General features: G+C 72.2%; 10 protein-coding genes. 6 read left to right on the top strand and 4 right to left on the bottom strand.

Annotated elements, in window-relative coordinates; translation table 11 throughout:
- Positions 1–283: 283 nt before the first annotated feature.
- Together ABZ646_RS31570 and ABZ646_RS31565 are read right to left on the bottom strand one after the other, a co-directional pair.
- A complete protein-coding gene (locus tag ABZ646_RS31570; protein ID WP_360526357.1) occupies positions 284–1,297 on the bottom strand; it encodes a hypothetical protein in 1,014 nt (337 codons plus the stop codon).
- A 137-nt stretch (positions 1,298–1,434) separates the two neighbouring features.
- Positions 1,435–2,907: a beta-1,6-galactanase gene (locus tag ABZ646_RS31565; protein ID WP_360526354.1), complete on the bottom strand. Its 1,473-nt coding sequence runs from the start codon at positions 2,905–2,907 to the stop codon at positions 1,435–1,437.
- Between the two features lie 259 nt (positions 2,908–3,166).
- On the opposite strand from ABZ646_RS31565, the gene ABZ646_RS31560 reads away from it, so the two are divergent.
- From ABZ646_RS31560 to ABZ646_RS31545, 4 genes are all read left to right on the top strand, one after another.
- Positions 3,167–3,916 carry a class E sortase gene (locus ABZ646_RS31560; protein WP_360526351.1) on the top strand — a complete coding sequence of 250 codons (750 nt, stop codon included), beginning with the start codon at positions 3,167–3,169 and terminating at the stop codon, positions 3,914–3,916.
- Positions 3,917–3,933: 17 nt separating this feature from the next.
- On the top strand, positions 3,934–4,254 hold the full coding sequence (locus tag ABZ646_RS31555) for a DUF6412 domain-containing protein (protein WP_360526348.1): 321 nt from the start codon (positions 3,934–3,936) through the stop codon (positions 4,252–4,254).
- Between the two features lie 97 nt (positions 4,255–4,351).
- The gene (gene yidC, locus ABZ646_RS31550; protein ID WP_360526345.1) at positions 4,352–5,068 is read left to right on the top strand and encodes a membrane protein insertase YidC; all 717 of its coding nucleotides are present in this window, start codon (positions 4,352–4,354) and stop codon (positions 5,066–5,068) included.
- A gap of 139 nt (positions 5,069–5,207) precedes the next feature.
- Positions 5,208–6,065 carry a fumarylacetoacetate hydrolase family protein gene (locus ABZ646_RS31545; protein ID WP_360526342.1) on the top strand — a complete coding sequence of 286 codons (858 nt, stop codon included), beginning with the start codon at positions 5,208–5,210 and terminating at the stop codon, positions 6,063–6,065.
- Positions 6,066–6,163: 98 nt separating this feature from the next.
- Here the strand turns inward: ABZ646_RS31545 and ABZ646_RS31540 are convergent, their stop codons facing one another.
- Both ABZ646_RS31540 and ABZ646_RS31535 read right to left on the bottom strand, forming a co-directional pair.
- The gene (locus ABZ646_RS31540; RefSeq protein ID WP_360526339.1) at positions 6,164–6,664 is read right to left on the bottom strand and encodes a heme-degrading domain-containing protein; all 501 of its coding nucleotides are present in this window, start codon (positions 6,662–6,664) and stop codon (positions 6,164–6,166) included.
- Positions 6,664–7,740, bottom strand: a complete 1,077-nt coding sequence (locus tag ABZ646_RS31535; RefSeq protein ID WP_360526337.1) for a Gfo/Idh/MocA family oxidoreductase — start codon at positions 7,738–7,740, stop codon at positions 6,664–6,666. The genes ABZ646_RS31540 and ABZ646_RS31535 overlap by 1 nt, the downstream gene beginning before the upstream one ends.
- A 77-nt stretch (positions 7,741–7,817) precedes the next feature.
- Between ABZ646_RS31535 and ABZ646_RS31530 the strand changes: the two genes are divergently transcribed.
- Both ABZ646_RS31530 and ABZ646_RS31525 read left to right on the top strand, forming a co-directional pair.
- A complete protein-coding gene (locus tag ABZ646_RS31530) occupies positions 7,818–8,954 on the top strand; it encodes an ROK family transcriptional regulator (protein ID WP_360526360.1) in 1,137 nt (378 codons plus the stop codon).
- Between the two features lie 87 nt (positions 8,955–9,041).
- Positions 9,042–9,903: hypothetical protein (locus ABZ646_RS31525; RefSeq protein ID WP_360526334.1), on the top strand; the 862-nt coding region annotated here is incomplete at its 3' end.

The following is a 9,903-nucleotide window of genomic DNA, read 5'->3' as shown; positions in this document are numbered from 1 at the left end:
CAGACCACCTGTCCTACGCGGAGCCCCGCCCCCATACCCCCACTTCACCCGAACCGCTTGACACGACCTCCCGGCGCTTAACTACGCGGCATTGACCCTTGACCCGGGCCGCTCCGGCACGGGGGAGAAGCGAGCGGGCGGCCCGGGGAAAGTGGGCGGCTTGGCGGGGTGTGCGACTGGGGTGGGCTGCGGTCTTGGCCCGGGTTGCGGGCGCGATCGACCGTCCGGGCACGCCGGGTGGGGTGGCGGCTGGCGGGTTGTTCGGGGCGAGGGCGGGACGGGGTTACGAGCCGTGGCAGGCGTCGTACTGCTCGGGTCGGCCGCACCAGCAGTCCGACGTGCGCTGCGGGGGCCAGGCCACCGCTCGGCCGCGGGCTGCCAGGGTTGTCGCGTACTGAGGGAGGAGGGTCGTGTCGGAGGGGGAGGATCCCTCCGAGGCTGCGAAGGCCTCGTAGGAGGGGACCGTGCCGGTGACGATGCCCAGGTTGGGGGTGCCTGAGGTGGAGAGTTCGCGGAGGGAGGACTCTATGGTCGCGAGGTGCTCGGGGTGGGAGGGGTACTCGGCGGCCAGGTCGGGGTACGCCGACAGGAGCTCGGAGAGTTCCTCCGCCGGCCAGTGGAGCATCGCCACCGGGAAGGGGCGGGAGAGGGCCTCTCGGTAGGTGCCGAGTTCGGCTCGGAGGCGGGAGATCTCGGCCTTCAGCTCCTGCGGGTTGTCGGAGCCGAGGGACCAGACGCGCTTGGGGTCGTGCAGTTCGTCCAGGGAGACCGGGGACGAGTGGAGGGTGTCCGCGCGGGCGTCCCAGTCGTCGTGGGGGAGGCCCAGCATGCGGCGGACCCGGTGGCGGCCGAAGAGAAGCGGGTGCGTGGCGTACGGGGGCTCGGCGACGTCCGTGAGGAGGAGGGTGGCCGCCTCGGTGAACGTGTCGTGCGCCGCCTCCAACTCGTCGTGGACTTCGAGGGACTCGGCGACGATGACCCAGGGGGCCGGGTCCCGCGGGGCCGTGGCGCGGATGCCGTCGATGATCGCCCTGGCCTCCGCCTCGTGGTCGTACTCCCACAGGTTCGACGCCTTGAGGGCCCGGACGAGGGCCGCGTTCTCCAGGGTGTCCGGCGTGGCCAGCAGGCGGTCGTAGAGCGCGGTCGCGGCGGGGCGGGCGTCGGCCAGTTCCAGGTGGGCCGCGGCCTGGAGGAGGAGGGCTTCGGCGTCCTCGGGGTACAGGCCGGCGGTCCGCTCCAGGCGTGCCGCTTCGGCGGTGTGGTCGACGACGTTCTCGGCAGGCGTGTCGGGGCGCATGGACGACACCGTACTGCCCGGCGGTGACAAAGGAGAGAGAGGGATGGAGAGAGGGAGCGGGGAGTAGGCGGGTGCGGTGCAGGGGGAGGGGGCGGGTGGCTGCTTCCCCCTGCACCGGGGGCGGGCGGAGGTGCGGGTCAGATCGTCACGCCGTCGATCTGGAGCGTCTGTACCGCCTTCGCCGGCACCGACACCGCCACCGTCTTTCCGGAGACGTAGGTGTCCGAGTACGACTTGTAGGCGTCGCCGCCCGTCGTCACCGTGTTCCAGCGCGGGACCAGGCCGCCGGTGCCGCCGGTCACCGTGCTGAAGCCGGAGAGGTTGAAGGTGAAGGTCTGGGCGGAGGTGGCGGTGTTCAGTGCCACGATCACCAGGCGTTTGGCCGAGGAGTCGTAGGCGGCCACGGCGTTGCTCACGCCCGTGTCGAGGATCTTCATGCCGGGGCGGATGTGACGGCTGAACTGGGCCATCACGTAGTACTTGGTGGTGACCGCGCCCGCCGCCAGGGTGCTCGCGTCGTAGGAGATCATCGCCCAGTTCGTGGACGGGTCCATGACCTGCCAGTAGACCCACGCGGTGGGGTGCAGCCAGCGGAAGTCGTAGAGGAGGTTGAAGGCCATGGTGTAGCCGGTGCCGTCGTTGTCGCCGGTCTCCGAGTTCCACAGGGCCTTGCCGGCCGTCGTGACGACGTCCGTGTAGAGGAGGTCGCGGCGGCCGCCGGAGCCCTGGTAGCCGTGGACGTTGACGCGGTCCACGTAGCCCTTGGTGGTGGAGGAGAAGGCGCCCCAGGTGGTGCGGGCCAGGTCGTAGCTCGTCTCGTCCGATGCCGAGATCTTGGTGCCGGTCAGGCCCCTGCTGTTCAACTCGCTGCGGAGGTAGGGGAGTACGGCCGCCTGGACGGTCGAGTCCATGTGGCAGCCCTCCTGGGTGCCCGTCGCCGTCCACCAGGAGGAGGACGGTTCGTTGAAGGCCTCCACCGTCGCGAAGTTCACCCCCCAGTTGTTCTTGGCGTACAGGGCGACCGAGGCGAGGTGGGAGGCGTGCTGGCGGTAGTTCCAGGACTGGAGGTTGTTGCCGCCGTCCGAGGCGCCGGACGGGTTGTGGTTCAGGCACATCCACCACATGGGGGAGTTGGCGAAGAGCTCGGCGGTGGCGCCCCGGTTGACGGCTTTGACGAGCATCGCCCGCTGGGTCGCGTCCGCTGTCCAGTTCCAGGCCGAGGAGGTGGGATCCTCGTTGTTCCAGTCCTGCCAGTAGCCCTCGATCTGCTTGAACGCGGGGATGTTGGGGGAGGCCACCATGGTGGTGCCGCTCACACTGTTCCAGCTGGACGCGCCGAGGTTGTAGCGGGCGATGTTCAGGCCCAGGCCGGGGAGTGAAGTGCTGTTGTACGTCGTCGACTTGGTGGTGAAGAAGATGTCGGCGAAGTCGTCGCGGGTGCCGAAGACGTTGCCCCACCAGGCGAGGGACGTGCCCCAGCCCTCCCAGGTGCCCCATGACGTCGACGGGCTGACGGTGATCGTCGCGTCGGCGCGTGCCGTGCCGGTGGCCAGGGCGCTGCCCAGGATGCCGCCTCCGGCGGCGGCCAGGAGTGTTCTGCGTCGGATCATGGCTGCTTCTCAACCTCTCCGTGCGGCTCAAACACCGGTTCCCGAACCGGCGTCGACTCGTCCCCCCGCATGCCAACACGAAGCATCAGGTGTGACGTGTGGGGTTGTCGAGAGTTGTGGCAGTGCTTTCTAAAACCGGTGGACGAAGTGGTCGGGGGGTGGGGGCGGGGCGGGAAGTGCTGTGGCTCTGGTGACTTGGTCGCGGGCGTCCTATCGTGCGGGCCCAACCGGGGGCTGCGGGGTCGGCGGGAGGTGTGCGGTGCGGCGACGGGGTGTGGGGCGGCGGGTGCTGTGGACCGGGGGTGAACTCCTCGTCACCGTGGGCGTGGTGCTGATGCTCCTGGTCGTGCACCAGCTGTGGTGGACCAACCGGGAGGCGAAGCAGGGGGCCGAGCGGAAGGTGCAGGCGCTGGAGCGGGCGTGGGGGGAGGGCGGGTCGAGCGCGGGTGGTGGCGCGGTCAAGGAGCGTTCAGGCGGTACGGGCGGTTCCGCGCCGTCCGTCGGCACCGGCACCGGCTCCGGCCGTCAGCAGACGTCGTACACCACCCGGGTCGTCGCCTCCCAGGCGTACGCCGTCCTCGTCATCCCGAGGCTCGGGCTGCGCGTGCCGATCGCCGAGGGCGTCAGCAAGCCGAAGGTGCTCAACCACGGGTACGTCGGCCACTACCCCGGCACCCAACAGCCCGGCCAGGCGGGGAACTTCGCGCTCGCCGGGCACCGGAACACGCACGGCGAGCCGTTCCGCTACCTGCCGAGGCTCCGGCTCAGGGACCCGATCGAGGTCGAGACGGAATCGGGGACGTACACGTACGTCGTGGACCAGATCCTGCCGCAGACGTCGTCCCTCGACTCCGGGGTCGTCCGGCCCGTACCGCGCTCGATCGTGAAACCGTCGTACGGCTACCGGGAGCCGGGGTACTACATCACGCTCACCACCTGCACGCCCGAGTTCACCTCGCGGTACCGGATGGTGGTCTGGGGGAAGCTGGTGTCGTATAAAGGGCGGTGAGGAGAGGGGGAGTTGACATGCGTGTGTACGGCCGTCGGGTCCTGGCCTCGCGTTTCGCCGCCCTGCTCCTGCTCGTGCTGTTCGATCTCCTGCTGCTCGACTCCGGCAGCCTCTTCACCACCGTCGCGCTCGCCGCGACCGCCGCCGTCGGCTCGGCCCTCGCCGTCAGCTGCCTGCTCGCCGCGCGCTCCGCGCCCGTCGTACCGGCCACCCGGGTCCGTACGGCGATCCGCGACCGGGCCAAGCGCACGGCCTTCCTCGCGCAACGCGATCCGGACGCGAAGGGCCGCACCCGGCCGCGAGCACCCGGACTCCGCCTCCAGGCGACCACCGCGTAGGGCACCCGGGATCCGTTCCCGGTGACCCCGCGCGGGTCGTCATGCCGTCCCACCTCATCACCACGGCACGACGAGACCCCCTGGAGGGCTCCCACCCATGTCCGTTTTCGCCGGCCTGGTCGAGCATCTCGCCGACCTGCTCCAGCCGCTGTTCCACGCCTCCGCGGCCGCCGCCGCGATCGTCCTGTTCACCGCACTCGTACGCCTGCTCGTGCATCCCCTGTCCCGAGCCGCCGCCCGCGGCCAGCGCGCTCGGGCCGCGCTCCAGCCCAGGGTCGCCGAACTGCGCCGGAAGCACGGGAAGGACCAGCAGGCCCTGCAGAAGGCCGTGCTGGAGCTGCACGCCGAGGAGAAGGTGTCCCCGTTGTCCGGCTGTCTGCCGGGGCTGTTGCAGCTGCCCGCGTTCTTCCTCCTGTACCACCTCTTCTCCAACCCGACGATCGGCGGCCGGGACAACGGACTGCTCGCGCACGACCTGCTGGGGGCTCCGCTCGGCGGACGGTGGGTCGACCTGCTGGGGGATGCCGGTGGCGGGCTGTTCGGGGGCGCGGGGCTGGTGTACGCGGGGCTGTTCGTCCTCGTCGCCGTCGTCGCCGGCTTCAACTTCCTGCGGGCGAAGCGGACGGCGGTGCCGGGCGTCGTCGGCGGTGAGGGGGAGCAGTCGGTGCCGGGGGTGGGGGCGGTCACCAAGGTCGTGCCCTACATGTCGTTCTTCACGCTCTTCACCGTGGCCGCGGTGCCGCTCGCCGCCGCGTTGTACGTGGTGACCAGTACGGCCTGGAGCGCGGTGGAGCGCGCGGTGCTGTACCGATGAGAGGGCGAGGGGAGTGGAGGACGGTCCAGTACGTGAACAGGCTCTTGCCCGCTGTACGTGCATCTTGGAGGATCGACCAGTCCTCCGATGGCTGCACCCATCGGCCGGGCGCTCGCTATCAAGGGAGACGGTGACGATCATGAAGCTGCTGCGAGTCGGTACGGCGGGGGCGGAGCGGCCCGCTCTGCTCGACGCCGAGGGGGTCCTGCGGGACCTGTCCGGTGTCGTGGACGACATCGACGGCGCGCTGCTCGCCGACGACGCCGCCCTCGGCCGGGTCCGGGCCGCCGCCGACGCCGGGGAGCTGCCCGCGCTCGACGCGACCGGGCTGCGGATCGGGCCGCCGCTGGGGCGGATCGGCAAGGTCGTGTGCATCGGGCTCAACTACCACGACCACGCCCGTGAGACCGGGGCCGAGCCGCCGGCCGAGCCCGTCGTCTTCTTCAAGGCCGCGGACACGGTCGTCGGGCCGTACGACACCGTGCTGGTGCCGCGCGGGTCGGTGAAGACCGACTGGGAGGTGGAGCTGGCCGTCGTGATCGGGCGTACCGCCCGCTATGTGGCCGACGACGAGGACCCGCTGGCGTACGTCGCCGGGTACGCCGTCGCGCACGACGTCTCCGAGCGGGAGTTCCAGATCGAGCGGGGCGGGACCTGGGACAAGGGGAAGAACTGCGAGACGTTCAATCCGCTGGGGCCGTGGCTGGTGACGGCCGACGAGGTCGGCGACCCGCAGGACCTGTCGCTGAAGCTCTGGGTGAACGGCGAGCTGAAGCAGGACGGGACCACGGCCGAGCAGATCTTCTCGGTGGCCGAAGTGGTGCGGTACGTCAGCCAGTTCATGGTGCTGTACCCCGGGGACGTCATCAACACCGGGACGCCGGCGGGGGTGGCCATGGGGGCGCCGGAGCCGAAGCCGTTCCTTCGGGGTGGGGATGTGGTGGAGCTGGAGATCGGGGGGCTTGGGCGGCAGCGGCAGGAGTTCAAGAACGCCTGAGGGGTGGGGGAGTTCGCTGCGTGGGCGGGTGCGGGGTGGTTCGTGGTTGTTCGCGCAGTTCCCCGCGCCCCTAAGGGGCGCGCTTCATCTCACGTGCGTCAGAGCTTCAGGTATGTCTCCAGGGCCTCCACCACGAAGCGGTGGTCCTGGAGTTGGGGGAGGCCTGAGACCGTGACCGAGCCGATCACGCCCACGTTCTCCACCGTGATCGGGAAGGAGCCGCCGTGGGCCGCGTACGCGTCGGGGTCCAGGCGGGAGGTCTCCTCGAACGTCGTGCCCTTGGCCCGGCAGCGGGCTCCCACCAGGTAGGACGGCGCGCCGTAGCGCTCCACCACCCGGCGTTTGCGGGTGATCCAGGCGTCGTTGTCGGGGGTGGAGCCGGGCAGGGCGGCGTGGAAGAGCTGCTGGCCCGCGCGGTGGATGTCCACGGCCACCGGGGCCTGGCGTTCGCGTGCCATCTCCACCAGCAGGGAGCCCAGGGCCCACGCGTCGTCGTTCGTGAACTGCGGGAAGACCAGACGGCGTTGCTGGGCCTCCAGCTCCTCGACCGACGGGGTGAGCTCGGGGGTGGACCGGGGGGTGAGCTGCGGGTGGTGCATCAGAGGGTCACCGTCACTTTCTCGGCCGCCGAACGGCGGGCTGCTTCCAGTACGTCCAGGGCGGCCGCCGCCTCCAGTGCGGTCACCGGGTTGGGGCCCTCGCCCCGCAGGGCCCGGGCCACGGCCGCGTAGTACGCGGGGTAGTCGCCGGGGAGGGTGGGGACGGCGCGGCCGCCGCCGGTGACCGGGGACTCCCCGGCGCCGATCCGGCCGTACAGCGACTCCGGTTCGGCACCCCAGCTGTCCGAGGCGCCCGGGCGGTGGCCCTCGCGCAGGGCCGCCTCCTGCGGGTCCAGGCCGTACTTGACGTATCCCGCCTTCGAGCCCAGCACCCGGAAACGCGGGCCGAGCTGGGGTGCCGTCGCCGAGACGTAGAGGTGGGAGCGGACGCCGTTCGCGTGGGTGAGCGCGATGAAGGTGTCGTCGTCGGTCTCGGCGCCGTCCCGGCGGACGACCGACTCGGCGTACACCTCGGTGGCCGCGCCGAAGAGGGTCAGGGCCTGGTCGACGACATGGCTGCCGAGATCGTAGAGCAGACCTCCGATCTCTGCGGGGTCGCCGGACTCGCGCCAGCCGCCCTTGGGCCGCGGACGCCAGCGTTCGAAGCGGGACTCGAAGCGCCACGCCTCGCCCAGTTCGCCGTCCTCCAGCAGCTTGCGCAGGGTGAGGAAGTCGTTGTCCCAGCGGCGGTTCTGGAAGACCGAGAGCAGCAGACCGCGCTCCTCGGCGAGTGCGGCCAGGTCGCGGGCCTCGGCGGCGGTACCGGCGACCGGCTTGTCCACCACGACCGGGAGGCCCGCCTTGAGGGCGGTGGTCGCCAGCGGGACGTGGGTCCTGTTCGGGGAGGCGATGACGACCAGGTCGAGATCGTCGGCCCGGTCGAACAGGTCGTCCGGGGCGGCGACCGTCCGGACGCCGGTGAACTCGGCCTTCGCCTGCGCCTGCCGCTCGGGGTTCGAGGTGACCACCGTGTCCAGGGCGAGGCCCTCGGTGGCGGCGATCAGAGGGGCGTGGAAGACGGATCCGGCGAGGCCGTAGCCGATGAGGCCGACGCGCAGGGGAGTGGCAGCTGTCATGCGTCCTACTTTCGCAACGCTGTTGCCTAAGTGCAAGTGGCGGGGAGAATGGGCCCGTGGACGAGACGACGAGCAGCATGGGGAGCATCGCTGTGCGGGGCGGCGCGCGGGGCGGTACCAGGAGCGGGCCGGGGCCGGTCGGGGCGAATCTGCTCGCCGTGCGCAGCCACAACACCGCGCTGGTGCTGGATCTGCTGCGGACCGCCGGGAGCGAGGGCATCAGCCGGCTCGAACTGGCCGGGCGGACCGGGCTCACCCCCCAGGCCGTCAGCAAGATCACCGCCCGGCTGCGGGAGCAGGGCCTCGCGGCGGAGGCCGGGCGGCGCGCGTCCACGGGGGGCAAGCCGGCCACCGTGCTGCGGCTGGTGCCGGAGGCGGGGCACGCGGTGGGGGTGCATCTCGACCGGGACGAGCTGCGGGCGGTGCTGGTCGACCTCGACGGGAGGGTGGTGGCGCAGCGGCGCGCCGAACTGGACCTCGGGGCGGGGGCGGCGGCCGTGGTGGGGGCGCTCGCGACGGTGGCCGGGGAGCTGATCGGGTACGGGGGCGACACGTTGCTCGGGGTCGGGGTGGCGGCGCCCGGGCCGCTCGACCACGTCCACGGGGTGCTGCACCGGGTCACCGGGTTCCCGGAGTGGGACGGGTTCCCGTTGCGGGACGCGCTCGCGGAGCGGCTGGGGGTGCCGGTGGTCGTCGACAAGGACACCAACGCGGCCGCCCTCGGGCTCGCGGTCGGCGGGGAGGGCGGTTCCTTCGCGTACGTGCACCTCGGTACGGGCCTCGGTGCGGGACTGGTGATCGGCGGCAGTGTGCACCGGGGGCCGCGGACCGGGGCGGGGGAGCTCGGCCACCAGGTCATCCAGCTGGACGGGCCGCCGTGCCACTGCGGCAACCGCGGCTGCGTCGAGGCGCTGTGCCTGGCGGCGGTGGGCCGGGCGGAGCCGGAGGAGGCGGCACGGGTCCTGGGCGCCGGCGCCGCGAACCTCGCCGGGCTGCTCGACATCGACCTCGTGCTGCTCGGCGGCCGCACGATCGCCGCCGCGCCGGAGACCTTCGTACGAGGGGTCGCCGCCGTCCTCGACGAACGCGCCCGGCGCGAGGGCCCCCTCGGCACGACCGTCCCCGTCCGCCTCGCCCCGGGCGGGGACCGCGCGGTCGCCGAGGGTGCGGCGCAGTTGCTCTTGGCGCCGCTCTTCGGCCGGGCGGACGGGTGAGAGGAGGGGCTGAACGGGCGGAGTTGTCGCCCGTGCCCGGAGTGGCGGCCGTCGGCTTCCGTCGCCGCCCGGCAGAGTCACCTGTTCATGCGCATGCGACTGAGCACCCCCCTGTCCCTCTGCCTAGCCGCCGCAGCCGTCGTCCTCGTCCCCGTGCCGTCGGCGACCGCAGCCCCCGCCGTCGCCGAGGCGTCCTGTGTGGGCGCCGACGCACGGGACTTCCCCCTCACCACCCGTATCCACGGCGGCCCCACGTCCTACGAGCCCGGCGGCGGCTACGGCACCTGGTACCTCGACCTCACCAACACCACGAACCGCACCTGCACCGACGTCCACCCGGTCGTCGTCCTCGTCGACGACCATCGGGTCCTCAAGCCCGCCCAGACCGAGCTGGAGTTCTACGACGGCCCGCACACCCGCCCGGTCCCGCTGACCGAGACCGACGAGTCCGAACTGGTCGGGGTGTTCGACGGGAACGACTTCCCGGGGTTCACCGTGGCGCCCGCGGCGACCGTCTCGGTGAAGGTCAGAGTCGCCTTCGCCGCCGACGCCGTACCGAACGCGGTCACCGCGGACGCGGCCCTCGTGCAGCGGCGGGGCTCGGACGGCGCCTGGGTCGGGGAGTCCAACGACTACCGCTTCGGCATCGGCCAGGAGCCGCCCCCGCCGCCGCCCACGGTCACGGCCACCCCGGCTACCCCGGCCGACCCGGACACCCCGGCCTCCGCCCTCCCCTCGGACGGCACGGAGGCGGTCTCCGGCGAGGCCACCCCGGAGGCCTCCCCCGGGGCCACCCTCGGAGCGGTCCCCTCCGCGGGCGCCGCCCTGCCCTTCGCCGCCGAGGCCGCGGACGCCGGGGAACGCGCCCGCGAGCTGGCCCGTACCGGCCTCGGCCTGGCCCACGGACTGCTCACGGCCGCGGCCGCGCTGCTCCATCAGCCGGCGGGCC

Source organism: Streptomyces sp. NPDC007162, assembly GCF_040634175.1.
In the GTDB taxonomy this organism is placed as follows: domain Bacteria; phylum Actinomycetota; class Actinomycetes; order Streptomycetales; family Streptomycetaceae; genus Streptomyces.
Note: the sequence above shows the minus strand (reverse complement) of the source record. Positions and strands in the feature narration are given on the sequence as shown.

Bases quoted from the DNA above. Each gene is read 5' to 3' on its own strand.
- ABZ646_RS31545 (WP_360526342.1), top strand. From the start codon at position 5,208: ATGAAGCTGCTGCGAGTCGGTACGGCGGGGGCGGAGCGGCCCGCTCTG.
- yidC (WP_360526345.1), top strand. From the start codon at position 4,352: ATGTCCGTTTTCGCCGGCCTGGTCGAGCATCTCGCCGACCTGCTCCAG.
- ABZ646_RS31570 (WP_360526357.1), bottom strand. From the start codon at position 1,297: ATGCGCCCCGACACGCCTGCCGAGAACGTCGTCGACCACACCGCCGAA.
- ABZ646_RS31540 (WP_360526339.1), bottom strand. From the start codon at position 6,664: ATGCACCACCCGCAGCTCACCCCCCGGTCCACCCCCGAGCTCACCCCG.
- ABZ646_RS31535 (WP_360526337.1), bottom strand. From the start codon at position 7,740: ATGACAGCTGCCACTCCCCTGCGCGTCGGCCTCATCGGCTACGGCCTC.
- ABZ646_RS31565 (WP_360526354.1), bottom strand. From the start codon at position 2,907: ATGATCCGACGCAGAACACTCCTGGCCGCCGCCGGAGGCGGCATCCTG.
- ABZ646_RS31555 (WP_360526348.1), top strand. From the start codon at position 3,934: ATGCGTGTGTACGGCCGTCGGGTCCTGGCCTCGCGTTTCGCCGCCCTG.
- ABZ646_RS31530 (WP_360526360.1), top strand. From the start codon at position 7,818: ATGGGGAGCATCGCTGTGCGGGGCGGCGCGCGGGGCGGTACCAGGAGC.